Origin of the sequence: Roseateles sp. 22389 (assembly GCF_052044995.1) — a bacterium.
In the GTDB taxonomy this organism is placed as follows: domain Bacteria; phylum Pseudomonadota; class Gammaproteobacteria; order Burkholderiales; family Burkholderiaceae_C; genus Roseateles.
In genome coordinates this window covers 425,890-449,384 of sequence record NZ_JBQEOF010000002.1, presented here as the reverse complement: position 1 = coordinate 449,384, position 23,495 = coordinate 425,890, and the positions used below count along the sequence as shown (strand labels likewise).

At 67.0% G+C, this 23,495-nt stretch carries 21 protein-coding genes; 19 read left to right on the top strand and 2 right to left on the bottom strand.

All coding sequences use genetic code 11. From position 1 onward, the window contains the following. The 14 genes from ACTJKJ_RS05020 to ACTJKJ_RS04955 form a co-directional block, all read left to right on the top strand. On the top strand, nt 1–340 hold a 340-nt coding region (locus tag ACTJKJ_RS05020; protein ID WP_440819754.1), incomplete at its 5' end, for a FlhC family transcriptional regulator. Between the two features lie 10 nt (nt 341–350). After that, on the top strand, nt 351–1,109 hold the full coding sequence (locus tag ACTJKJ_RS05015) for a class I SAM-dependent methyltransferase (RefSeq protein WP_440819753.1): 759 nt from the start codon (nt 351–353) through the stop codon (nt 1,107–1,109). 177 nt (nt 1,110–1,286) lie between these two features. Then, the gene (motA, locus tag ACTJKJ_RS05010) at nt 1,287–2,144 is read left to right on the top strand and encodes a flagellar motor stator protein MotA (RefSeq protein WP_091722416.1); all 858 of its coding nucleotides are present in this window, start codon (nt 1,287–1,289) and stop codon (nt 2,142–2,144) included. 15 nt (nt 2,145–2,159) lie between these two features. Continuing rightward, nucleotides 2,160–3,107, top strand: coding sequence for a flagellar motor protein MotB (motB, locus tag ACTJKJ_RS05005; RefSeq protein ID WP_440819752.1), 948 nt, complete (start codon nt 2,160–2,162; stop codon nt 3,105–3,107). A gap of 31 nt (nt 3,108–3,138) precedes the next feature. Next, a complete protein-coding gene (cheY, locus tag ACTJKJ_RS05000; protein ID WP_058934552.1) occupies nt 3,139–3,531 on the top strand; it encodes a chemotaxis response regulator CheY in 393 nt (130 codons plus the stop codon). Between the two features lie 16 nt (nt 3,532–3,547). Continuing rightward, a complete protein-coding gene (locus ACTJKJ_RS04995; protein WP_175538181.1) occupies nt 3,548–4,183 on the top strand; it encodes a protein phosphatase CheZ in 636 nt (211 codons plus the stop codon). Between the two features lie 203 nt (nt 4,184–4,386). Further along, nucleotides 4,387–5,583 (top strand): EscU/YscU/HrcU family type III secretion system export apparatus switch protein, encoded by a 1,197-nt coding sequence (locus ACTJKJ_RS04990; protein ID WP_440819751.1) that lies wholly within the window; start codon nt 4,387–4,389, stop codon nt 5,581–5,583. Between the two features lie 249 nt (nt 5,584–5,832). Further along, nucleotides 5,833–7,920, top strand: coding sequence for a flagellar biosynthesis protein FlhA (gene flhA / locus ACTJKJ_RS04985; protein WP_440819750.1), 2,088 nt, complete (start codon nt 5,833–5,835; stop codon nt 7,918–7,920). Continuing rightward, nucleotides 7,917–9,584, top strand: coding sequence for a flagellar biosynthesis protein FlhF (flhF, locus tag ACTJKJ_RS04980; RefSeq protein ID WP_297386426.1), 1,668 nt, complete (start codon nt 7,917–7,919; stop codon nt 9,582–9,584). Before flhA ends, flhF begins: the two co-directional genes overlap by 4 nt. Before the next feature lie 381 nt (nt 9,585–9,965). Beyond that, nucleotides 9,966–10,787: a MinD/ParA family ATP-binding protein gene (locus tag ACTJKJ_RS04975; protein ID WP_343603951.1), complete on the top strand. Its 822-nt coding sequence runs from the start codon at nt 9,966–9,968 to the stop codon at nt 10,785–10,787. Nucleotides 10,788–10,808: 21 nt separating this feature from the next. Then, on the top strand, nt 10,809–11,522 hold the full coding sequence (locus tag ACTJKJ_RS04970) for an RNA polymerase sigma factor FliA (protein ID WP_091725006.1): 714 nt from the start codon (nt 10,809–10,811) through the stop codon (nt 11,520–11,522). Between the two features lie 144 nt (nt 11,523–11,666). Then, a complete protein-coding gene (locus ACTJKJ_RS04965) occupies nt 11,667–12,956 on the top strand; it encodes a methyl-accepting chemotaxis protein (RefSeq protein WP_440819749.1) in 1,290 nt (429 codons plus the stop codon). A gap of 334 nt (nt 12,957–13,290) precedes the next feature. Further along, on the top strand, nt 13,291–13,791 hold the full coding sequence (locus tag ACTJKJ_RS04960) for a hypothetical protein (protein ID WP_440819748.1): 501 nt from the start codon (nt 13,291–13,293) through the stop codon (nt 13,789–13,791). Nucleotides 13,792–13,826: 35 nt separating this feature from the next. Then, nucleotides 13,827–14,513, top strand: a complete 687-nt coding sequence (locus ACTJKJ_RS04955; protein WP_440819747.1) for a GNAT family N-acetyltransferase — start codon at nt 13,827–13,829, stop codon at nt 14,511–14,513. Between the two features lie 19 nt (nt 14,514–14,532). On the opposite strand, the gene ACTJKJ_RS04950 is transcribed toward ACTJKJ_RS04955, so the two are convergent. Then, complete coding sequence (locus ACTJKJ_RS04950; protein ID WP_440819746.1) at nt 14,533–15,705, bottom strand: Fic family protein; 1,173 nt, start codon at nt 15,703–15,705, stop codon at nt 14,533–14,535. Between the two features lie 334 nt (nt 15,706–16,039). Here ACTJKJ_RS04950 and ACTJKJ_RS04945 point away from each other — a divergent pair, with 334 nt between their 5' ends. From ACTJKJ_RS04945 to ACTJKJ_RS04935, 3 genes are all read left to right on the top strand, one after another. Further along, nucleotides 16,040–17,284: a DUF445 domain-containing protein gene (locus ACTJKJ_RS04945; RefSeq protein ID WP_255488597.1), complete on the top strand. Its 1,245-nt coding sequence runs from the start codon at nt 16,040–16,042 to the stop codon at nt 17,282–17,284. 133 nt (nt 17,285–17,417) lie between these two features. Continuing rightward, nucleotides 17,418–18,002, top strand: a complete 585-nt coding sequence (locus ACTJKJ_RS04940; RefSeq protein ID WP_297386444.1) for a nucleotidyltransferase domain-containing protein — start codon at nt 17,418–17,420, stop codon at nt 18,000–18,002. Beyond that, complete coding sequence (locus ACTJKJ_RS04935) at nt 17,992–18,426, top strand: hypothetical protein (RefSeq protein ID WP_297386447.1); 435 nt, start codon at nt 17,992–17,994, stop codon at nt 18,424–18,426. The genes ACTJKJ_RS04940 and ACTJKJ_RS04935 overlap by 11 nt, the downstream gene beginning before the upstream one ends. An 11-nt stretch (nt 18,427–18,437) precedes the next feature. Here the strand turns inward: ACTJKJ_RS04935 and ACTJKJ_RS04930 are convergent, their stop codons facing one another. Then, a complete protein-coding gene (locus ACTJKJ_RS04930; RefSeq protein ID WP_440819745.1) occupies nt 18,438–19,865 on the bottom strand; it encodes a hypothetical protein in 1,428 nt (475 codons plus the stop codon). Nucleotides 19,866–21,107: 1,242 nt separating this feature from the next. Here ACTJKJ_RS04930 and ACTJKJ_RS04925 point away from each other — a divergent pair. Next, complete coding sequence (locus ACTJKJ_RS04925; RefSeq protein ID WP_440819744.1) at nt 21,108–22,859, top strand: hypothetical protein; 1,752 nt, start codon at nt 21,108–21,110, stop codon at nt 22,857–22,859. Between the two features lie 115 nt (nt 22,860–22,974). Then, nucleotides 22,975–23,490 carry a DUF1697 domain-containing protein gene (locus ACTJKJ_RS04920; protein ID WP_091722456.1) on the top strand — a complete coding sequence of 172 codons (516 nt, stop codon included), beginning with the start codon at nt 22,975–22,977 and terminating at the stop codon, nt 23,488–23,490. Nucleotides 23,491–23,495: the final 5 nt, after the last annotated feature.

Genomic DNA, 23,495 nt, shown 5'->3' with positions numbered 1-23,495 from the left:
CTGGCAGCCCAACATCCATGCCAGCCTGTTCCTCAACATCCACGAGTACCTGAACAAGGTCGCGGAGATGGACGAGATCGACGTCGTCATCAAGGCCTACCAGCTGTACCAGGAACAGACCGCGGCGCAGAACCTGGAGCAGCTGCTGTCGGTGACGCGGGCCTGGCGCCTGGTGAAGTTCGTCGACAACGGCATGCTGACGATGACCAAGTGCAGCAAGTGCGGCGGTCATTTCGTCACCCACCCGCATGAGGTCGCCAAGCACTACGTCTGCGGCCTGTGCAACCCGCCGGCGCGCGCCGGCAAGGGCAAGGCGGCCGGCGGCATCCAGATGCATTGAGGCCGCCACCATGGGCGCCCGACTTCCCCACGCCGCATCCACCGACGCCCCGGGCGGCCTGCGCTGGCCGGCCCTGGCGCTGCTGAGCTGGGCGGCCTGCTTCGCCGTCTGGCGCCTGTTCGGCCCGGACTGGCCGGCGGCGATCGTCGCCTCGGGCCTGGGTCTGATCCTCGCTGGACTCCACCGCCAGGCCTGGCGCCGGCTGATCGTGGCGTCCGGTTTTCCGCTGGCGCTGCTGTTCACGGGTACCGACCTGCCGGCCTGGATCTGGCTGATCCCGCTGGCGGTGCTGGTGCTGGCCTATCCGCGCCGCGGCTGGAGCGACGCGCCGCTCTATCCGACCCCCCACGGTGCGCTGCGCGCGCTGCCCGAGCGTGTGAAGCTGCACGACGGCGCCCGCGTCCTGGATGCTGGCTGCGGGCTCGGCGACGGATTGGTGGCTCTTCGCCGCGCTTATCCGGGCCTGCGCTTCGCGGGCATTGAATACAGTGGCGTCCTGTGGCTGCTGGCCCGCCTGCGCTGCCCCTGGGCCGAGATCGCCCGGGGCGACCTGTGGGCCCAGTCGTGGCGCGAGATGGACCTGGTCTACCTGTTCCAGCGACCCGAATCGATGCCGCGCGCGCTTGACAAGGCGCGCACCGAGATGCGACCGGGTGCCTGGCTGGCGAGCCTGGATTTTCCGCTGCCGGGCCAGCCGGTCTTCGCACAGCTGGACACCGGCACCCGCCACCGGCTGTATGTCTACCGGGTGCGCGAACTCCAGGCCTGAGCGCCTTGGAAGCCGCCCACATCGAACGCAATCAGTCAGCGACGCCCGATCGGCGTCCGCACGGCACACCGGTCGTCACAGGCCGGGGCTCAAGCGGGCGGGGAGCCGGTCGATAAGGGATGAGATGGCCCGGACCGCGAGGGGACGCGGCGGTTACTTCAGGACGGAACGAATTCCATGTTTGTCATCATCGGTTGGCTGCTGGCCCTGGCTTGCATCTTCGGCGTGTTCATCGCGCACGGGGGCAACATCGGCGTGGTGCTGCATGCGTTGCCCTTCGAGATGACGACCATCTTCGGCGCGGCGATCGGCGGCATGCTGGCCACCAATCCGCCCAAGGTCATGAAGGCCACGCTCAAGGGCCTGGGCGATTGTTTCAAGGGTAGCAAGTACACCAAGGCCCGCTACATGGAGCTGCTGGCGCTGCTCTACGACATCCTGCAGAAGGCCCGCAAGGAAGGCCTGATGTCGATTGAAAAGGATGTCGAGGACCCGCACAGCTCGCCGCTGTTCCAGAAATATCCCACCGTGGGCAACGACCACCATGTGGCCGAGTTCATCACCGACTATCTTCGGATGATGGTGTCCGGCAACCTGAACGCGCACGAGATCGAGTCCCTGATGGATGCCGAGATCGACACGCACCACCACGAGGCCTTCCTCGCCGTGATCGCGCTGCAGCGCCTGGCGGGCGGATTGCCGGCCTTCGGCATCGTCGCGGCGGTGCTGGGCGTGGTGAACACGATGGGCTCGGTCGGCCAGCCGCCGGCGGTGCTGGGCGGGATGATCGGCTCGGCGCTGGTGGGCACCTTCCTGGGCATTCTGCTGGCCTATGCCTTCGCCGAGCCGCTGGCCGGCGCGCTCGAGGCCAAGGTCGACGAGGCCGGCAAGGAGCTGCAGTGCATCAAGACCACGTTGCTGGCCTCGATGCAGGGTTATGCGCCGCAGGTGGCGATCGAATTCGGCCGCAAGGTGCTGTACTCGACCGAGCGCCCGACCTTCGCCGAGCTCGAAGGCCACGTGAAGAAGAAGTGATCGGAGTCATTTGCCATGGCCGGTGACGCCAAGAAACTGCAGCCCATCATCATCAAGCGCGTCAAGAAGGGCGGCCATGCCGCCCACGGCGGCGCGTGGAAGATCGCCTATGCGGACTTCGTGACGGCGATGATGGCCTTCTTCCTGCTGATGTGGCTGCTGGGCTCCACGACCGAGGGCGACAAGAAGGGTATCGCGGATTATTTCGCCTCGCCGCTGAAGGTCGCGATGTTCGGCGGTTCGGGTTCGGGCGACGCCTCGCACATCATCAAGGGCGGCGGTCAGGACCTGACGCGCCAGACCGGCCAGGTCAAGGCCGGCGACGTCGAATCCCCTCGGAAAACCATCAACCTGAAGGCCCTCAAGGAAGAGCAGCGCCGCGCCGAGCGGGTGCGTCTGCAGCAATTGAAGGACAAGGTCGAGAAAATCATTGCCGACAACCCGCGAATTGCGGCATTAGGTGGGCAAATCCGACTCGACATGACCCGCGAGGGCTTGCGTATCCAAATCGTGGACGAGAATAATCGCCCGATGTTTGACAGCGGCAGCGCGGTGGTGAAGCCGTATATGCGCGAATTGCTGCAGGAACTCGGCAACGTGTTGTCCGAGGTGCCCAACCGGCTCACGCTGGAGGGTCATACGGATGCACAGCCGTTTTCTGCGGGCGAGCGTGGATACAGCAACTGGGAACTGTCGGCGGACCGGGCCAATGCCTCGCGGCGCGAGCTGGTGGCGGGCGGTTTGCCGGATGCCCGGGTCCTTCGCGTGCAGGGGTTGGCGTCGAGCAAACTGCTGGACATGAAAGACCCCAATGCCCAGGTCAATCGCCGCATCAGCATCATCGTGATGAATCGCGATGCCGAGGATGCGGTGCTGAAGAACCTGCCCGACGAGGACGAGGACACTGCGAATCCCGCGGCGAGCGCGCCGCAGGCCTCAAGTTCCGCGCCCTCCGGCCGATAACACAGCCCTCCAGTCCCCTCAGAGGAACGCCATGAGCACTGACATGAAATTCTTGATCGTCGACGACTTCTCGACCATGCGCCGGATCGTGCGCGGTCTGCTGAAGGAGATCGGCTACAACAACGCCGAAGAGGCGGAAGATGGCGTCGAGGCCCTGAGCATGCTGAAACAGGCGAAATACGATTTCGTCGTCAGCGACATCAACATGCCCAACATGAATGGCTTCGAGCTGCTCAAGGCCATCAAGGAGGACGCGTCGCTCAAGCACCTGCCGGTGCTGATGGTGACGGCCGAGGCCCGCAAGGAGGACATCGTCCTGGCGGCGCAGAGCGGTGCGGCGGGCTACATCGTCAAGCCCTTCACCAAGGCCACGCTGGAAGAAAAAGTCCAGAAGATCATGCAGAAGCTGGCCGCTGCGGCCTGACGCTGGGGAGTCCACCATGCAGATGGAAGAACTGGCCAAACTGTCGCAGGGCAACGAGCCGCTGATGGTCTCGCCCGAGGTGTTCCAGCAGATCGGCACGATCACCCGCGTGCTGCACGACACGATGCAGCAACTGGGCGTGATGCCCAAGCTGCAGGTCGCCACCGACGGTCTGCCCGACGCGCGCAGCCGCCTGACCTATATCGCCAACAAGACCGCCGATGCCGCCAACAAGGTGCTGAACTCGGTCGACCAGGCCAAGGCCGAGCACGCCAAGATCACCGAGGCCGCCAATGCGATGGCCCAGGCGATCACCGCGGACCCGGTCCGCGCGGTGGCTTCGGGCGCGGTGCTCAACTTCGTCAAGGAGGTCGAGTCCTCGACCTCCAAGATCGACACCCACCTGACCGACATCATGCTGTCGCAGGACTTCCATGACCTGACCGGTCAGGTCGTCGCCAAGGTCGTGACCCTGGCCAACGACCTGGAAGATTCGCTGGTGAAGCTGCTGGTCTCGGTGGTGCCGCCGGAGCAGCGCGAGAAGGTCGACCCGAGCATCCTGCAAGGTCCGGTCGTCAGCCACGAAGGCCGTACCGACGTGGTGGCCAACCAGTCCGAAGTGGACGACCTGCTGGCCTCGCTGGGCTTCTGATCGCCCGGCCGGCCGCGAGCCGGCACCTCGACGAAACCCGCGCCCAGGCGCGGGTTTCTGCTTTCTGGGCGGCAAGGACGGCGAGCGGGAGGCTGGCTGAGAAGACCGGCTGATTTCCGCCGCTTATCGGGCCAAGCCCGAACGGCCCGTGGCCGAACAATGGCGAGGCTGCGGCATGGGGCTGCGGCGTCCTCATTGCGCACATGGCCGATTCAGACGCACAAGACCGCAACTTACCCGCCTCGCAGAAAAAGATCGAACGATCGCGCAAGGAGGGCCAGCTGCCGCGTTCCCGGGACCTGCCGCATTTCGCGGTGATGGCCACCGGGGCCGCGTTGTTCGCCACGTCGACGCCATACGCGGTCGACACGCTACAGCACATGCTCGAAGGGGCGCTGCGTTTCGATGCCGAACAACTGCGCGCCGCCGGCATGATGACCGAGCGGCTGTCCGCGCTGACCTGGCAGGGCATGGTGCTGGGCCTGCCGGCGATGCTCATCCTGGCGATGGCCGCGATCGCGGCGCACATCGCCTCGGGCGGCTGGAACTTCACGATGAAGCCGCTGAGCCCGAAGTTCACCCACCTGAACCCGGTCACCGGCTTCGGCCGCCTGTTCCAGTGGCAGAACCTGACCACGGCGCTGAAGGCCGTGCTGTTGTCGCTGGTGCTGGGCATCGTCGGCGCGATCGCGCTGAAGGACCGCATCGCAGGCTTCGTCGGAATCATGTCGGTGCCGCTGCCTTCCGCGCTCGCCTTCGCGGGCAAGCAACTGATGGGCGGGCTGATGATGCTGGGCCTGTGCTTGGCGCTGTTCGCCGTCATCGACGTGCCGCTGCAGCGCCACCTCTACCTGAAGCGGCTGAAGATGTCCCGCGAGGAGGCCAAGAACGAGCTCAAGGAAGCCGAAGGCAACCTCGAGATGAAGCACAAGATGCGCCATAAGGCCCGCGAACTGGTGAAGCGCCGCATGCTGGCGGCGGTGCCCAAGGCGGACCTGGTCGTGATGAACCCGACCCACTATGCGGTCGCGATCGCCTACGACGAGACCCAGTTCGGCGCGCCGCGGGTGGTGGCCAAGGGCCTGGACCTGCTGGCCTTCAAGATCCGCGACATCGCCAAGGAGAGCAAGGTGCCGGTGCTGCAGGCGCCGGCCCTGGCCCGTGCCCTGTACGCTCACGCCGAACTGGACCGGGAGATCCCCGGCGCGCTGTTCGGCGCGGTGGCGCAGGTGCTGGCCTACGTGTACCAGCTCAAGGCGGCGCTCAAGGGACAGGGCACGGCGCCGAACGCGGCTCCGAACCCGGCCGTGCCGGACGAGCTCGACCCGCACAAGAAGCCGGGCTGGACACCGCCCGAGGATGAAGCGGACGACGCTTTCCCTGAGGGGCGTCCGGGCTGATCGCTCAGCGGGGGACCGAGCCGGCGGGAGACCGAGCCGCGGGAGACCGAGCCAGCGGCGGGCAGGACGGTGCCCCCTTTCCGCTCAGACGCCTGCGCCCGCTCTCCACCAATGGCGCGGTTCGGGGGGGAAATCACCCGCTTATCGGGCTAAAGGACGGGCGGGCTCCGCCGAACAATGGCGGGGCTCGATGGTCTCGTCGAGTTCCTCGTTGAACCCAGGCAGAAGGCAAACCCGATGAACGAGCTCATGGCCCGTTTGCAGAACCTCCTCGGACCCCGCGCCGCCATCGTGCAGGCGCTCGGGGCACCGATCGCCATCATCATCATCCTGTCGATGATGGTGCTGCCGCTGCCGGCCTTCGCCCTGGACCTGTTCTTCACCTTCAACATCGCCATGTCCATCATGGTGATGCTGGTGGCCTCGCAGATGGTCAAGCCGCTGGACTTCGCGGCCTTCCCGACCGTGCTGCTGATCACCACGCTGCTGCGCCTGTCGCTGAACGTCGCCTCCACCCGCGTGGTGCTGCTGGAAGGCCACACCGGCGCCGGCGCCGCCGGCAAGGTGATCGAATCCTTCGGCCACTTCCTGATCGGCGGCAACTTCGCCGTCGGCCTGATCGTGTTCGCGATCCTGGTGGTCATCAACTTCATCGTGGTGACCAAGGGCGCTGAGCGCATCGCCGAGGTCGGCGCCCGCTTCACCCTCGACGCGATGCCCGGCAAGCAGATGGCGATCGACGCCGACCTGTCCGCCGGCCTGATCGACGAGAAGGAAGCCAAGCGCCGCCGCGCCGAACTGGGCGACGAAGCCGATTTCTTCGGCTCCATGGACGGTGCCTCGAAGTTCGTCCGCGGCGACGCGATCGCCGGCATCCTGATCCTGTTCATCAACATCATCGGCGGCTTCGTGATCGGCGTGGTCCAGCACGGGCTGTCCGCCGGCCAGGCCGCGGACAGCTACATCCTGCTGGCCGTCGGCGACGCGCTGGTGGCCCAGATCCCGGCGCTGCTGATCTCGGTGTCCTCGGCGCTGGTGGTGTCGCGCGTGGGCAAGGACAAGGACGTGGGCCAGATGATCGGCTCGCAGGTGTTCGGCTCGACCAAGGCGGTCGCCATCACCGCCGGCGTGATCGGCCTGCTGGGCCTGATCCCGGGCATGCCGCACCTGGTCTTCCTGATGATCGCCGGCGCGATGGGCTACCTCGCGTACTGGCTGCGAACCAAGGAGCAGGCCAAGCAGGCCGCCGAGCTGAAGAAGCCGGCCGCCCCGGTGCCGGGCGCGCCGAACCCGGATGCCGAGGCCTCCTGGGACGACGTGCAGGCCGTGGACACCCTGGGCCTGGAAGTGGGTTACCGCCTGATCACGCTGGTGGACAAGTCGCGCGAAGGCGACCTGCTCAGCCGCATCAAGGGCGTGCGCCGCAAGTTCGCGCAGGACATCGGTTTCCTGCCGCCGTCGGTGCACATCCGGGACAACCTGGAGCTGCGCCCCAGCCAGTACCGCGTGACGCTGCGCGGCGCGGTGATCGGCGAGGCGGAGGCCTACCCGGGCATGTGGCTGGCGATCAACCCCGGCCACGCGACGCAGAAGCTGATCGGGACGCCGACGACGGATCCCGCCTTCGGGCTCCCGGCGGTCTGGATAGAGGAGCGGCAACGGGATATGGCGCAAATGGCGGGATTTACCGTCGTTGATTGCGCGACCGTGGTGGCCACGCATCTTTCACACTTGCTGCAAGTTCACGCGGCCCGATTGTTGGGCCGGGTGGAAACCCAGCAGCTGGTGGATCACCTCACCAAGCAAGCGCCTCAGCTCATCGAAGACGTGATTCCAAAGATGGTCAATGTCGCCGCCCTGCAACGAGTCCTCCAGTTCCTGCTGGAAGAGGGCGTGCACATCCGCGACATGCGCTCCATCGTGGAAAGCCTGGCGGAGAACGCCACGCAGACCACCGATCCGGCCGAGCTGGCCCGTCGCATCCGCATCCACATCGCCCCGGCGATCGTGCAGCAGATCTACGGTCCGGCGAAGGAACTGGATGTCATCGCCCTCGATCCGGAGCTGGAGCGCCTGGTCACGCAGGCCCTGCACTCGCCTCACGGCGCGGCGCTGGATCCCGGTGTGGCCGACACGCTTGCGCGGAGTGCCGCCCAGACCGCCCAGTCCCAGGAGGACCGTGGTCTGCCCGCCTGCCTGCTGGTGCCTGACCTGATCCGCGCGCCCCTGGCCCGACTGCTCAAGCGCGCTGCGCCGCGGCTGAAGGTCCTGGGACACAGCGAGATTCCTGAAACGCACACGATCCGCATCGGCTCCATCATCGGAGGCACGGCATGAACGTCAAACGCTTTACCGCCCGCAATTCCCGCGAAGCCATGGCCCTGGTCCGCCAGGCCTTCGGCGACGACGCGGTCGTGCTCTCCAACAAGCCCTGCCCGGAAGGCGTGGAAGTGCTGGCGATGGCGCCGGAAGGCATGTCGCAGATCGAGCGCGTGGCCGCCCAGGCGCCCCGCGCCGCCGCCGCGCCGCGCCAGGCCGCCCAGCCGCAGCGCCAGGAAGCGCAACCGCGCCAGGCCCTCAAGCAGCGCCTGGCCGCGTCGCCGGCCCCGCAGCGCGCCGAGCCCGGCTTCGGCGGCTCGGTCGGCGAGGACGTCAACGCGATGGCCATGAGCACGCTGTCCTTCCAGGACTACGTGCGCGAGCGCATGCTCAAGCGCCGCTCGGCCGAGCTCAACGGCCTGCCCGATCCGATGATCGACGAGCCGGCGCCCGCCGCCTACGCGCAGGCGCAGATGAATGAATCGGTCGCCTCGATGGCCGCGCAGCGCGACCAGCGCGCCCGTGCCGCGATGCAGACCCTGGGCGCGCGCCGCGTCGACGAGCGCGCCTACGAGCCGCCCGCTCCGGCGCCCGCGCCGCGCATCGTGCCGCCGGTGCTGCGCGACGAGATCCGCGTGCAGCAGCCGGTCGCCGACCTGGGCGGCGTCGGTGGCGGCTTCGGCGGCCATCCGCTGAACGACATGCCCGCGTCGTCGCGTCGCGAGCAGGAAATGATGTCCGAGCTGCGCGCCATGAAGGGCATGATCGAAGAGCGCTTCGGCGCCCTGGCCTTCATGGAGAAGCTGCAGCGCCAGCCCGCGCAGGCCCGCCTGACGCAGAAGCTGCTGGACGCCGGTTTTTCGCCCGCGCTGGTGCGCAAGCTGGTCGAGGGCTTGCCGGCCCCGATGACCGAGGAATCGGAATCGCAGGCCTGGGCCTCGAACGTGCTGGCCCGCAACGTCCACACCGCCGAGCAGATGCCGGCGCTGGAAGACCAGGGCGGCGTGTTCGCGATGATCGGCTCGACCGGCGTCGGCAAGACGACCACGACGGCCAAGATCGCCGCGGCCTTCGCCACCAAATACGGCGCGAGCCAACTGGGCCTGATCACCCTGGACGCCTACCGGATCGGCGCTCACGAGCAACTGCGCGCCTATGGCCGCATCCTCGGCGTGCCGGTGCACACGGCGCATGACCGCGCTTCGCTGGAAGATTTGCTGGAGCTGCTGGCCGGCAAGAAGATGGTGCTGATCGACACGGCCGGCACGGCCCAGCGCGACAGCCGCACCGCCGAGCTGCTGGACATGCTGGCGCACAAGAGCATCAAGCGCATCCTGGTCGTCAACGCGGCGCAGCAGGGCGAGACGATCGAGGACGTGGTCGGCGCCTGGCGCGGCGCGGAAGCGCAGGGCGTGATCCTGTCCAAGCTGGACGAGGCGGTGAAGCTGGCCCCGGCGCTGGACACGGTGATCCGCCACAAGCTGCGGGTGCTGGGCGTCACCAACGGCCAGCGCGTGCCGGAAGACTGGCACCGCCTGTCATCGCAGGCCCTGGTGCAGCGCGCGCTGCGCAGCCACGGCCAGTCGGCCTGGCGCATGGACGCCTCCGATGTCAACCTGATCTTCACCGCCGGCTCCGTCGGCGCGTCGGCCGGCGCAGCCTCGCCCATGGGCCTGAACTGACCGAACAACACCCCCTCCTGACTCCCTCGCCCGCTTGCGGGAGAGGGCGGGGGTGAGGGTAGTGGCAATCTTGAACGCCTCGAACCTGGGAAGAGCCGTGCTCTTCCCTTCTGTCGTTGGGGCTTTGTTAACCCGACGTTGCTTCATGGTGGTCAACTTGTCCTGTGCGCGACCCAGGCCGGCAACGGCCTGAAGTCGCCGGGCCAGAGGCAAGCGAGGGCGAAAGCGGCAGAGAAAAGCGGGGTGTTTCCCCCTTTCAATTCCGCGTCGAAGGGTGGCCCCCGGGGCGAAACTTCCGGTAACGGCTCCAGCAATGGCGCTTCCCTGTCAGAGGGAAACGACCGCTGGAACCCAACACGTAAGACGACACAGAGCAGCCCAATGCGCGATTTCAGCAATGCTCCCAAGGACCAGGCCGACGGCCTGCGACGCCTCTTCGCCACCGCGCGGGTGCGGGTGGTGCCGGTGGTGAGCAATCCGCATGTCGTGGGCAGCGGCGCGCTGCTCGAAGGCATGTGCGCCGCCTTCGCCGAACTGGGCCTGCACACGCTGGTGGTGGACGCCGGCGAGCAGGCCTCGGCGCCGTCCGACCTCGCGGCGGTGGACCTGGCGGCGTGCGTGGAGCCGCTGTCGGCCAAGGTGTCCTTCCTGGCCGCGCGCGGACTGCCGCTGCGCTACATCAACGCCAACGGCTCGGCCGCCCAGTTCCTGGAAGCGGTGACCGACGCGGCCCCGTTCGCGGACGTGATCCTGCTGCATGCCAGCGCGGCCGAACTGAGCCGCGTGCTGGTCTCGCGCGAGGTGAGACCGGTGCTGCTGGCCGACACCGACGTGCAGAGCGTGACCTACGCCTACGCCGGCATGAAGTGGTTGACGCAGCGGGCGGGCCTGATGGTCTACAGCCTGCTGCTGGCCTGCAATCCGCAGCTGCGCCTGGCCGAGCGGATCGCGCAGCAGCTTTCGAGCTGCGGCGATGGTTTCCTCGGCGCGGTGCTGCGCGAGTGGGCCTGCCTGGATCCCCGCCAGCCGGTGACGGCGCCGCTGACGCACGAGATGCGTCACATGGCGCGCGAGCTGCTGCTGGCGTCGGTGCCTGGCGCGGCGCTGGACAGCGCCGCCGATGCGATGCCGCTGCGTCCGCGGCCGATGTGGCAGCCCAAGGCCGGTCGCGCCCCGCAAGGCGTGACCCTGGCTGCGCATTGACCCCGGATGGGAGACGAGACGATGTACACCGCCAAGGGTCAACTCGACAACAACTCGCTGATCCGCCAGTACAGCCCGCTGGTGCGCCGCCTGGCGCATCAGATGATCGCCAAGCTGCCGGCCAATGTGGAACTGGACGACCTGATCCAGGTCGGCCTGATCGGCCTGACGGACGCGCTGTCGCGCTTCGACACGGCGCAGGGCGTGCAGTTCGAGACCTTCGCGACGCAGCGCATCCGCGGCGCGATGCTCGACGAGCTCCGCGGCAGCGACTGGATGAGCCGCGGCAACCGGCGCCAGCAGCGCTCGATCGAGAGCGCGGTGCACAAGCTCGAGCAGAAGCTGGGCCGTCCGCCGCAGGAATCGGAGATCGCCGCGGAGATGGGCATCTCGCTGGGCGAGTACCAGGAGATGCTGGGCAAGGTACGCGGCACGCAGCTGGTCTATCTGGAGGACATCTCCGGGGATGACGACAGCGACGACTACCTCGACCGCCACGTCAGCGACGAGTCGGCCGATCCGATGTCGATGCTGCGCGACCACCGCATGCGCGAGGCGCTGGTGGAGGCCATCAAGAACCTGCCGGAGCGCGAGGGTTACGTCATGTCCATGTACTACGAACATGACATGAACCTGAAAGAGATCGCCGCCGTGCTGAAGGTGACCGAATCGCGGGTGTGCCAGCTGCACAGTCAAGCGATTGCCCGATTGCGCGTGAAGCTGCGCGACTGGTAAAACGGGCCGCACAGCGGCCGCAGTCCTTGTGGTCCAAACACCATGGGGGAGCGTCCGATGTGGGACTCATTGCGCAGGCGAGCCGGGAAGGCGTCGCCTGACGCGTCGGAGGGCGGCGCCGGGATCGGCCCGCGCGAGCCGACGATGCAAGGCAAGACCACCACCGTCGTCCGGGAGCTGTCGGGCGGCGTGTCCAAACTGGGCCGCGACGCGGCCGAAGTCCGCGGGCTGCTGGAGGACACGCAGAAGGTCGTGACCTCGCAGGCGCAGGCGATGCAGGCGCTGGGCGCGGAGCTCGAGCAGGTCCGGCATGCGCAGGACGGCATCAACCAATCGACGAACCAGACCCGCGAGGCGGTGGGGCGCGCGCGCACGGCGCTGTCCGGCGTGGGCGACGAGGTCGGCGAGATCGTCTCCACGCTGCGGCTGGTGAGCGACGCGGCGTCTGAGATCACGAAGATCGCGCTGCAGACGCGACTGGTCGCGTTCAACGCGTCGGTCGAGGCCAAGCGCGCCGGCGAGGCCGGACGCGGTTTCGGCGTCGTGGCGGACGCGGTCAAGGACCTGGCGGCGCAGGTCGAGGCGTCCTCGAAGGCGATCATGGGCACGGTGGGAACGCTCGATTCGCGGATCGAGAGCTTCAGCCGCGAGCTGCGGGCGGACGGCGCGGGAGGCGCCGCGCAGAGCAAGATCCACCAGGCCTTCGCGGATGTCGAGGTCGACGTGGACCTGATCGCCAAGTCCGCGCAGGAGAGCCAGGCGACGACGCAGCTGCTCGCGGCACGCTCCGGCGAGCTGGGTGTCGAGATCCAGCAGGCGATGCGCAAGCTCGACTCGGCCTTCGCCTGCAGCGACCGCTTCCTGCGGCTGTCGGAGCAGATGATCGAGCAGATCGCGTCGAGCGGCGTGGAGGTCGAGGACTCGCCGTACATCCAGACGGTGCAGGAGGCGGCGGCGGAGATCTCAGCGCTGCTCGAGCGCGCGGTGGCGGAACGCAAGATCGACACCGCGGCGCTCTTCGACGAGCACTACCAGCCGATCGCCGGCACCGATCCCCAGCAGTTCACCACGCGCTTCACGCAGATCGCGGACCAGCTATTCCCGCAGGTGCAGGAACGGGTGCTGACTTTCTCGGACAAGGTGGTGTTCTGCATCGCGGTCGACCGCAACGGGTATGTCGCGACCCACAACAAGCGGTATTGCCAACCGCAGCGGGCCGGGGATACGGCCTGGAATACGGCCAACAGCCGATATCGCCGGATATTCAATGACCGCACCGGGTTGGCGTCCGCCCGGAATCAGCGGCCATTCCTTCTGCAAACCTACCGCCGCGATATGGGTGGCGGGAATTTCGTGCTGCTCAAGGAGGCGTCCGCGCCAGTCACCGTTGCCGGGAGGCATTGGGGTGGGGTGAGGTTGGCGTTCGGGTTCTGAATCCGACGCGGAGAAGGCGGTTGCGGCGCTGATTCAGGCGTGAAACTCGGCCGCGGGAACTGGTTGTCCCCTGACTTGCAAGTGGGGCGGCGGTGACCGGTGGCGGTGATTGCGCGCCTGGCGTCGCGCGGACCAGAATGGATCCAGGTGCTCAAAACACCGTTGAATCAGTGGCCGCCATCTGCGGTCATCTCGGAATGCCCGTTTACGGGCGAGATGGATCTTTCCGCGAGGAAGGTCGCACGTTGGTTTGACCGTGTTTTGACATCTCGCCCACCCGCTCATCTGGCTAGAAGGTGGACGTCCCTCAACGTTGTTTATTGAAGGACTCCGAATGATCCCCGCAGAAACCATTCGCGCTTTGGCCGAAACCGGATTTCGAATCTCCGAGCAAATCGCCCTCGATCACATCGATGTCGAATTCGATCGCAAGAAGCTGCCTTTCAAGGCGAAACGCCTGCGCACGCCGCTTCTGAGCCGTAAACCCTTGTGCGACGACACCGAATACACGCGCATGGTGCTGCGGGAGGCGTCCGTCATTCCGCCACGGCACAAGCCGGCCGCTATGCGCGATGGCGATCCCGCTGAAGCGCTGCTCGATCCCTCGATCACGGTCGGCGCCGCGATGTTCAACGTGCGTGATCGGCTCACGCTCCTGGCCGCGCTGCTGCGCGATTCCATCGTCACGATGGAAGACCCGGAGTGCTTGTGGGGTCGGATCCATGTCGCGAGCCGGGATCTCGTGCGGGAAGCGCTCAGCAATCTCGCCGTCGTCGAAATTGGCGCGCTGGAGGAGCACACTCGCCAATCTCATGGCGCGCTGCAAGCGGCGTGACGCCCCTCCATCCCTCTCACTGCCATCCCAGCCCGATGTTTTCACCGACCTCGCAAACCGCCGGCTTACTCGACTCCGGCGTCCTCGAGCGCTCCGTTGCTGCTCAGGCCTGGACCTACGGCTGGGCGATTTCCCGGGATACGCCAGCGCCGATCCAGCGGGCCGGATATTGGGAAGTCCGCGTCGGAAAGCCGGAGCAAACCACGCGATACGTCCTGCCGCATCTGGATCGCGAGGTCCTTGAGCAACTCGTCGCGAATGAGTCTGCGGCCGGCATTTGGCTGAAGGTCTGCGCGCCGATGGAGAGCGTGTCGCCGTTGCTCTCCAAGGACTGGAAGATCCACGCCCCGGAGTTCCTGATGAGCGTCGCGCTCGCACGCAGCGCCGAGTCGCTCGCAGCGGGTTACCGCATCCAAATCGAACGGGTCGGCGCGCTGCTGCGGGCGACCGTCCTCACCGAGGACGACGATCTCGCGGCGAGCGGTCAAGCCGCTCTCGACGGCGCCTTCGCCACCTTCGACCAGATCGTGACCGATGAAGCGCATCGGAGAAGGGGACTCGGGCGGAGCGTGATGGCGGCGTTGACGAACGGCGCGCTCGATCATGGGGCGCGGCATGGCGTGCTGGTGGCGACCGAGGCGGGCGCCGCGCTGTATGCCGTCCTGGGCTGGGCCACGGTGTCGCCGGTCACGGCGGCTTCGATGCCGGTGGAGTTGGGCTGAGCGTTTCGTACTGACTCGATCACGCGACAACGGCACGCGGAATGAAGCCCTGGTCCGTCAGCGCCTTGATCACGCCGCGCAGCAGCGTGCTGTTGCTGAATCCGATGGTGTACTGACGCGCCTCCGGATGGGTGGGCTGGAGCATCCCGTTCGCGAGCAACTTGCGAATCTGATAGGTGCGCTGAGCCGGTGAACTCTTCGGCATGGCATCGGCGAGGTCGGCCGACCTCACGACCTTCCGGAGAACGGCAACCTTCAGAACGCTTTCCTCTTGCTCGGTGATCCATTGCCGTTCGCGCGCGTGGGCGATCGCGGGAAGCAGGATCTCGGCCGTGAGGTTCCGGTAATCGGCCAAACGATCGACCTTGTTCAACTCGTCTCTCACACCGGTCAACACATAGGTGCACCACGTCTCGAGCGCGACATCCGTCCCCTTGTCTGCCAACGAAAGCATCGCGTAGTACTTCTCCCGGTCAGCGCAGAACACCGCCGCTGGATTCAATAGACGTCCATCCTCGGCGGTCATCCGGAATCCGTACTTGATGAGGAGCGCGTAGGTGAAGAGACGCACAACGCGGCCGTTGCCGTTGCCGAACGGATGGATCCAGGCAAAGCGATGGTGCGCGAGGGCCACCTTCATCAGGTCGTACTTGCGCTGGTCGTCCCGATTGACGAAGTCGACCAACTCTCCCATGTAGGCCCCGATCCGGACGGCATCCGGGGGCGCGTGCTCGGACATCGCGATGCCGACCGACCCGCTCCGGTAGGCCCCTGGCGTCTTGTCGCCTTCGCGCTCCAGACCATCGACCGTCATCGCGTGAAGACCGCGGATGAAGTGCTGGCTCAGCGCGGAGCCGGGCTCGAGCCCAGCGTCGATCTCGTCCATCGCATGCTCGATGTTGGCGATTTCCCGCAACGAGTCGATCTCTTGATCGGCACGTTGCAACGACGCGGGCCCCCCGAACTTGGTCTCCACGTAGTCCGCCAGCGTGGTGTGGTTGCCTTCGATGCGGGCCGAGGCGAGGCTCTCCAGCAGATGGAACACCTGCTTGAGTTGCATGAACACCATCGGCGGCGTCGTTCCGTTGAGCTGGAGTCGTCGCAGGTGTTCCAGGTCGGTGAGGACGTCCAGCAGCGGCGACGAGAAGCTGGGATTGAGGAGCCTCAGCGGATGGTCCAGAAAGGTCGCCATGTGCGTAGGAAGTGAAATGGGCGAATTCGATATGTTGAATTTGACGGGAATTCTTTAGTGGTGACAATGACTTGGCGATGTAGCCCGCCGGCAATAAGTTGAATCGCGTCGGAGCGGATGTTGAATCGATGGACCTGTGCCAGTCGGATTCCGCTCTGTTTGACGAGCACCCGGAGCGTGTCCGAAACATCTTTTGCCCTGCGCTGGTGATACAAGGTCCGGTCCATCGCTCCGCCGGCAGGCTGCCCCAGGCATCAATCCTGCTGCCCCGTCGCCGATGCCCTTGATCGACTCCCCCGCACCTACCGACCCCCGCGCCGCCGACCTCCGCCGCATGAAGCTGGTCGCGCTGGGCTGCCTGCTGGCCTCACTGGCCGGGCTGGCCGTCAGCCTCGTGATGGGGGCCCAGGGGCCCTGGGCCTGGCTCAAGGCCTTCTGCGAAGCCGCCGCCATCGGCGGCTTGGCCGACTGGTTCGCCGTCGTCGCGCTGTTCCGCCATCCACTGGGCCTGCCGATCCCGCACACCGCGCTCATCCCGCAGGGCAAGCACCGCATCGCCGACAGCCTGGCCGAGTTCGTCCGCGACAACTTCCTGCATCCCGAGGTGCTGCTCCAGAAGCTCGAGATCCTCAACCCCGCCGAGCGCCTCGGCCAGTGGCTGCGCGAGCCGGCCAACCTCGCGCAGGTCACCGGCTCCGTCCGCGCCATGGCCATCGAGGGCATCTCGCTGCTTCACGAGCAGGCGGTGCGCCGCGCCATCGGCGAGTTCCTCGTCGCCCGGGCGCTGTCATGGAACGCCACCGCCACCGCCGCCTCGGTGCTGGACGTGCTGACCAAGTCGGGCCGTCACCAGGACGTGCTCGACGGTGCCCTGTCCAAGCTGCGCGACTACCTCGCCACGCCCGAGGTGCGGATGCTCGTCGCCGCGCGGCTGGTGAAGTTCGCCCGCGCGCAGTGGCCGAAGGCAACCTCCCTCGTCGACACGATCGCCAACGTCGACAAGATGGCCGACAGCCTGTCCGACAAGCTCGCGCTGCAACTGGTCGAGGAAGTGCAGACGGCGCTGTCGCAGCCCGATCACTCGGTGCGGCGGCAGTTCGACGACTGGATCCACGAATTCATCGAGCGCCTGCGCCAGGACCCGGAGTTCGCGCGCGAGGTGAACGCGATGAAGGACCGCGTCGTGCAGAGCGACGACGTGCGCGCCTACCTCGACGGCGTCTGGACCGAAGTCCGCGCCACCATCGAGCGCGACCTGCAGCGCGAGGACTCGGTGCTGATGCGGCACCTGGATCATTCGCTCGCCGGGCTCGGCGACCGGCTGAGCCGGGACCCGTCGCTGGTGGAGGCGATCAACGCGCATGTGCTGTCGGCCGCGGGTCGCATGGTCGGCGGCATGCGCGAGGGCGTCACGCGCCACATCGCGTCGACGGTGAAGTCCTGGGACGACCGCAGCCTGGTCCGCCAGATCGAGCTGAGCGTCGGCCGCGACCTGCAGTTCATCCGCCTCAACGGCACGCTGGTGGGCGGCGTGATCGGGCTGCTGCTTTACGCGGTGACGGTGGTGATGCAGCGGTGAGCTTGGGCGAGCTCATGCATCGTTCCGGTGTTGCCGTTTAAGCATCATCTGTTGCTTAATAGACAATACGCGTTGCCTAATAGGAAATGCTCGTGGCCTAATCGGCAACGGTCGGATCTCGCTGGTTTGAGCCATGAATACTCAACTGATGAATGAACTGGTGGGCGGTGCCGCTCGCTATCGGGCGCTTCGCTGTCTCTATGAGCAGGCCGAGCGCGAATTCGGCACTCGCGAACTGGCCGCCGCCGCCGCGATTGATCCCAGCAACGCTTCGCGATGGCTGCGTCGCTGGACCGATGTCGGGCTGGTGGAGCGCAAGACGATCCGTGGGCAGAACGTCTTTCAGGCCTCCACCGATCCAGGCCTTGCGCCGCTGCGAGCGCTCGTCATGCAGGACAGCGATCTTGTTCGCGTGATGCGGGAACACCTCGCCACGATGAAAGGCGAGGTGGACGCCGCTGCCATCTTCGGGTCGGCGGCACGCGGCGACATGCATGTCGACAGCGACGTTGATCTTCTCGTCTTGACCCCCGACCTCTCGCGCCTCCAAGCTCAGGCCCATTTCAAACCAGCGGGCCGCGCGCTGAAGCGGGCGGTCAACGTGCTGGTCTATGCGCCCGAGGACTGGCGGCAGGCACGCGATGAACGCAATCCCTTTGTGCTCGACATCCTCGGTCACCCGACCATCGAGCTCAAAGGATCGCTGAATGCTCCGTAAGCCAGAGGACTTCTACAGGGAAGGCAGCAAGGTCTTCCGCAAGGCGCCGATCAATGCAAAGGCGATCCGTGGCTGGATCGCCATCTCCGAAGGCAAGGTGGCCGACGCCTTCCGCGAGAGCAACTCCAGCACGACGCGTCTCGGCGCAGCCTATGACGCGATGCTGAACTTGAGTTTCGCGTTGCTGTGCGCGAAGGGCTGGCGCTGCACCTCGGCCGACGGGCATCACGTGCAGGCGCTTGAGGCGGCATGTGCCTACGCGGCCCTGTCCACCGGCACATTCGATGAACTCGACGCGATCCGCGATCTCAGGAACGACCAGTACCAGGGGGTGCCCGCGACGCCTCAAGACGTCGCGGGCGCGCTTTCCGTGCTGGAACGGGTGGTGCCCGCGCTTTTGGCGCTATTGCCCCCGAGGGGCTAGGCGGCGCCGGCTCACAACGCCTTCAAGAACACCACCAGGTCCTTCTTCTCCTGCTCGGTGAGCTGGGTCTCCAGCACCAGGTTGAAGAACTCCACCGAATCCTCCAGCGTCAGCAGCCGGCCGTCGTGCAGGTAGGGCGGAGAGTCCTTGATGCCGCGCAGCGGGAAGGTCTTGATCGGGCCATCCATGTTGGCCATGCGCCCATTGATCATCCTCGGCTTGAAGAAGCGCTCCGTCCGCAGGTTGTGCATCAGGTTGTCCGTGTAGTACGGCGGCGCATGGCAGCTCGCGCAGGTCGCCTTGCCGAAGAACAGCTGCTGTCCGCGCAGTTCCTGCTGCGACGCCTTCCTCGGATCGAGCTTGCCGTCGATGCCCAGCTTCGGCGCCGGCGGGAAGTCCAGCAGGGCCTGGAACTCCGCCATGAAGTGCACCTGGCTGCCGCGCTCCAGCACGTTCACGCCCTTCTTCGTCGCGATCACCGGATCGCCGTCGAAGTACGCGGCGCGTTGCTCGAACTCGGTGAAGTCCTCCACCGTCTTCAAGGCCCGCTGCGAGCCGAACAGCCGCTGGATGTTGACCCCGCGCAGCGTCGGCGTGTCGATCCGGTGCCGGAACGGCTGCGGCCGGATGTCGCCGACCAGGTGCGTCGACGCGTTCGTGTGGCCGTTCGCATGACAGTCCAGGCACGCCACCCCGCGGCTGGGCTTCAGCGTGCGCCGGTCGTCGGTCTGGTTGAACTGCTGCTGCGGGAACGGCGTCACCAGCAGCCGCACGCCTTCCAGCTGCTTCGGGTTCAGCACGCCGTTGAACAGCCGGAAGTAGTTGTTGATCGTCACCAGCTCCCCCTTGGACACGTCGCCCAGGTCGGGTCGCGTCGTCAGGAAGATCGGCGCCGGGAACTCCGGCAGGAAGTGGTCGGGCAGGTCGTAGTCCAGATCGAAGCGCGTCAGGTCGCGGTCGATCTCCTGGCGTCGGATCTCGTCGATGTGGAACTTCGGGAAGACCATCCCGCCCTCGGGATGGTTCGGATGCGGCAGCGGCAGGAAACCCTTGGGGAAGAGGTCCTTGGCCTTGATGTCGTCCGGACTCATCGCCGCCAGCTGGTCCCAGGTGACGCCGCGCGGCAGGCGGACCCGCACGCCGTCCTGGAGCGCCTTGCCCTTGGTCATCGTCGCGCCCGGGGACGGGCGGTTGGCCAGGTCGTAGCGCTCGTTGAGCAGGTCCGCATGTTTCCGCGCCAGGCCGGGTTTCGCGGCGCTCATGCGCTTGACGACGCTGTCGAAATCCTCGGTGATGACGACCGGCATGTAGCTGGTCGGCGGGGCGGCGGTTTCGCCCATCGCGGTGTTTGTGGCCAGGGGCACGGAGGCCACCGCGGCGGCGGTGCCGAGCAGGGCCGGCCAATGCCAGCCCCCGCGGCGGGGTGCGCGTGAAGTCATGTCTTCTCCCTTTCCGGTGGACGGGGCGCCCGCGCCGGTCCCGCACGCGGCGGCAAGCGCGGTTCCCGGCCGCGACAGGAACCGCGCGATGGTGCGCCACCGCACACAGGGGCAAGGACTGACCCCAAGGAATGTGATCGCGGCCTCTTCGGGCCTTCGCGACACAGCCAGACAAGACCGTAGTCCATCGCATCGCCCGATCCAAATAGAACCTCGTGATGCGTTCGATAGCCGCCGCCTCGCTGCTGATTGATGTATGAGCCTCCTCTGTTGGAGCAGCAGGCTCCGCGGGAATTGGCCTTTCTCGACCATCGAACTGGAGGTCCGGGTTCGGGAGACTGACCGCCTCCTCATTCCGATGGTCAGCCAATTCACGTCATGTCTCATCACTTTGTTCCCACGCCTGCCGTCCGACCGCTGGAACGGGCGGCTCCCACCCCCGACCCGGTGACCCGCGCCGCGCCAGGCCGCCGTCGGGACGACGAAGAGGCCGAAGCCACCGCGGAGTCTTCCGCACCGCCGACCGAGACTGCCGAGACTGGTGCCACGCCCGCCGACGCGACCCCGGCCCCGAGCGGAGAGGCAGCCGCGCCAGTCGATGCGCCTGCCACCGCCGACACCGGCGCGCCGGCCGACGAGAACGACCCGCTGCGAAGCAGCCGATCCAGCGCGATGCTCGCGGCGGGCCTGGGCCTGCTGGGCGTTGCCGGCGCGGCAGCGGCGGGCGGGTCGGGCGGCGGGTCCGGCGCGACGCCGCCGATCACCATTGATCCGCCAAAGCCGGAGCAGCCGAAGCCGGAAGAGAAACCGGATCCGAAGCCCGAGCCTCAGCCCGAGCCGAAGCCGGATCCGAAGCCTGAGCCTCAACCAGACCCGAAGCCGGATCCGAAACCCGAGCCTCAGCCAGACCCGAAGCCGGACCCGAAGCCCGAGCCTCAGCCCGACCCGAAGCCGGACCCGAAGCCCGAGCCTCAACCAGACCCGAAGCCGGATCCCAAGCCCGAGCCTCAGCCCGACCCGAAGCCGGATCCCAAGCCCGAGCCTCAGCCCGACCCGAAGCCGGATCCGAAGCCTGAGCCTCAGCCAGACCCGAAGCCGGATCCCAAGCCCGAGCCTGAACCCGATCCGAAGCCTGACCCGAAGCCCGAACCCGAGCCCGATCCGAAGCCGGATCCCAAGCCCGAACCCGAGCCCGAACCCAAGCCGGACACCGAGCCGCCCCTCGCGCCTGTCCTGGCCCTGATGAACGACACCGGCACCAGCGGATTCGATCGCGTCACCCGCGACGCGACCGTGCTGGTATCCGGCCTGGAGCCGAACGCGAGCTGGCGTTATTCCTTGGACAACGGGCAGACCTGGCGGGACGGCAAGGACGGCGCGATCCCCGCATCGGCGTTCACGCACGACGGCGACTGGAAGGTGCTGGTGCGCCAGACCGATGCCGCCGGCAATCACAGCGAGGTGCGATCGCTCGAATTCAAGCTGCTGACCTCGGCGGCCACGCCGACGCTGCGGCTCAGCGAGGACACCGGCGCGACCGTCTTCGCGGATCCGGCCGGCATCTCCCTGCATGACGGGGTCACCCGCGACGCCACCGTGCTGGTGGGCAATCTGGACCCCAACGCGAAGTGGCAGTACAGCATGGACGGCCTGTCCTGGTTCGAAGGAAGAGATGGCCGCGTCGAGCCGGGATTCTTCGGCGACCATGACGGCGCCAAGATCGTCCATGTGCGTCAGCTCGACACGGCCGGCAACGTCAGCCAGATCGAGACGCTGCAATTCGTCCTCGACACGAAAGCCGATGGTCCGACCGAGGTCCGTCTCGTCAACGACAGCGGCGTGAGCAGCACCGACTGGCTGACCAACGACGGGCGGCTCGAGCTGGTCCTGGCCCCGGGCAAGACCTTCAGCTACACCTTCGACACCGGCCACTGGGGCTCCGGTGGCGGCGCGGCCGGCAACATCGTGGCGATGCCCACCGACCTCCCGGACGGGGCCCGCTGGGTGGAGTTCCGCGTGTACGACGGCGCCGGCAACGGGACGCTGCAGCGCGTCAACTTCCAGCTCGATCGCACGGCGCCGGCCAAGCTCGGCGCGACGCTGATCAATGACACCGGCGCCAGCGCCACCGACGGCATCACGCAGGACGCGACGATCCAGGTCACCGGGCTCACCGCGGGCAACCGCTGGCAGTACCGCATCGCGACCCGGGGCGACCAGTGGTTCGATGGCGACGATTCGATGCGGATCGAGAACTCGGCCTACGGCGGCGATGGTTACAACTGGGTCGACATCGCGCAGGTCGACGCCGCCGGCAACCGCAGCGAGCTCACCCGCGTGCACTTCGAGCTCGACCGCGCCGTCGAGGCGCCGAAGCTCTGGTTGAAGAACGATACCGGCGCCAGCGCCTCCGACTTCATCACCGCCGACGGCACGGTGGTCATCGGCGGCCTGGAGACCGGCGCGACCTGGTGGGCGGGCTTCAATGGCCAGGAATACACCGGCACGGCCGTCAGCGGCATCCATCCCACCGTGACGCCGCCGTCCAGCAATCAGTTCATCTTCGGTGCCCGTCAGACGGACCTGGCCGGCAACCAGAGCGCGCTGTCGACGCCGCTGCGCGCCTTCGTGACGACGAAGGAGGACGCCGACGCGCGTCAGCCGGCGCTGCGATCGAGTGAGGGGGCGCTGCTGAGCGGCACCGATCGCCAGGACGATTTCCTGGTCGAGATCGGCGCCAACATCCGGCTGCTCACCGTCACCAACTTCTCGAGCGAGCAGCACGATGTCCTCGACCTGAGCCAGATCCTGACGCTGGGCACCGGCCAGAAGATCGGGGATGCCGTGAGCAAGTGGAACCGGGGCGACGGGTGGCTGGGCGTCGAGCTGGCCATCACGGCCAACGGCGGGGAGCGGTACTTGGTCGACCTGTGGAACCTTCCCGCCGCAGATCGCATCTTCATCCGCACCGGCGACGGGCTGCACGTCCTCTGAGCCCGGGACGGGCATGACCCCCGCGGCGAGCGCCGGCGTCCTCTAGACTCCGGCGCTCGTTCCGTTCTGGGCCGCCAGGCCCAGTCCCTCCCGCCCCGTCCTTGTGGAGCCCGTCATGCCCCGATACGTCGCCTTCCTCCGTGGAGTCAGCCCGATGAACGCGAAGATGCCGGACCTGATCCGCGCCTTCGAGGCCGCCGGCTTCACGCGCGTGAAGACGGTGATCTCCAGCGGCAACGTGGTGTTCGACCACGACGGCGCACCGGTCGACGAGCTCGAGCGCCGCGCCGAACAGGCGATGACCGACACACTGGGCAAGACCTTCGGCACGACGGTCCGCCCGGTCGAGCACCTGCGCCGGATCGTCGACGCCGACCACCATGCGCCGTTCCAGCCGCCTTCCGCGGCCAAGCAGCTGATCACCTTCCTGAAGCGCCCGCACGAGTTGCCCGTCTCGCTGCCGCTCGAAGGCGAGGGCGCCGCGATCTGCAAGCTGGAGGGCGTCGAGGTCTACAGCCACTACCTGCCCAACGACAAGGGGCCGCTGTTCATGACCATGCTGGAGAAGACCTTCGGCAAGCAGATCACGACCCGCACCGTCGACACGGTGCGCAAGTGCATCAAGGCCTGAGGACA

Coding starts and splice junctions, on each gene's coding strand:
- ACTJKJ_RS05015 (WP_440819753.1), top strand. CDS start 351: ATGGGCGCCCGACTTCCCCACGCCGCATCCACCGACGCCCCGGGCGGC.
- cheY (WP_058934552.1), top strand. CDS start 3,139: ATGAGCACTGACATGAAATTCTTGATCGTCGACGACTTCTCGACCATG.
- ACTJKJ_RS04995 (WP_175538181.1), top strand. CDS start 3,548: ATGCAGATGGAAGAACTGGCCAAACTGTCGCAGGGCAACGAGCCGCTG.
- ACTJKJ_RS04950 (WP_440819746.1), bottom strand. CDS start 15,705: ATGGCGACCTTTCTGGACCATCCGCTGAGGCTCCTCAATCCCAGCTTC.
- ACTJKJ_RS04945 (WP_255488597.1), top strand. CDS start 16,040: ATGAAGCTGGTCGCGCTGGGCTGCCTGCTGGCCTCACTGGCCGGGCTG.
- ACTJKJ_RS04955 (WP_440819747.1), top strand. CDS start 13,827: ATGTTTTCACCGACCTCGCAAACCGCCGGCTTACTCGACTCCGGCGTC.
- ACTJKJ_RS04920 (WP_091722456.1), top strand. CDS start 22,975: ATGCCCCGATACGTCGCCTTCCTCCGTGGAGTCAGCCCGATGAACGCG.
- ACTJKJ_RS04960 (WP_440819748.1), top strand. CDS start 13,291: ATGATCCCCGCAGAAACCATTCGCGCTTTGGCCGAAACCGGATTTCGA.
- ACTJKJ_RS04925 (WP_440819744.1), top strand. CDS start 21,108: ATGAACGACACCGGCACCAGCGGATTCGATCGCGTCACCCGCGACGCG.
- flhA (WP_440819750.1), top strand. CDS start 5,833: ATGGCCCGTTTGCAGAACCTCCTCGGACCCCGCGCCGCCATCGTGCAG.
- ACTJKJ_RS04975 (WP_343603951.1), top strand. CDS start 9,966: ATGCGCGATTTCAGCAATGCTCCCAAGGACCAGGCCGACGGCCTGCGA.
- ACTJKJ_RS04970 (WP_091725006.1), top strand. CDS start 10,809: ATGTACACCGCCAAGGGTCAACTCGACAACAACTCGCTGATCCGCCAG.
- ACTJKJ_RS04930 (WP_440819745.1), bottom strand. CDS start 19,865: ATGACTTCACGCGCACCCCGCCGCGGGGGCTGGCATTGGCCGGCCCTG.
- ACTJKJ_RS04965 (WP_440819749.1), top strand. CDS start 11,667: ATGCAAGGCAAGACCACCACCGTCGTCCGGGAGCTGTCGGGCGGCGTG.
- motB (WP_440819752.1), top strand. CDS start 2,160: ATGGCCGGTGACGCCAAGAAACTGCAGCCCATCATCATCAAGCGCGTC.
- ACTJKJ_RS04990 (WP_440819751.1), top strand. CDS start 4,387: ATGGCCGATTCAGACGCACAAGACCGCAACTTACCCGCCTCGCAGAAA.
- motA (WP_091722416.1), top strand. CDS start 1,287: ATGTTTGTCATCATCGGTTGGCTGCTGGCCCTGGCTTGCATCTTCGGC.
- ACTJKJ_RS04935 (WP_297386447.1), top strand. CDS start 17,992: ATGCTCCGTAAGCCAGAGGACTTCTACAGGGAAGGCAGCAAGGTCTTC.
- ACTJKJ_RS04940 (WP_297386444.1), top strand. CDS start 17,418: ATGAATACTCAACTGATGAATGAACTGGTGGGCGGTGCCGCTCGCTAT.
- flhF (WP_297386426.1), top strand. CDS start 7,917: ATGAACGTCAAACGCTTTACCGCCCGCAATTCCCGCGAAGCCATGGCC.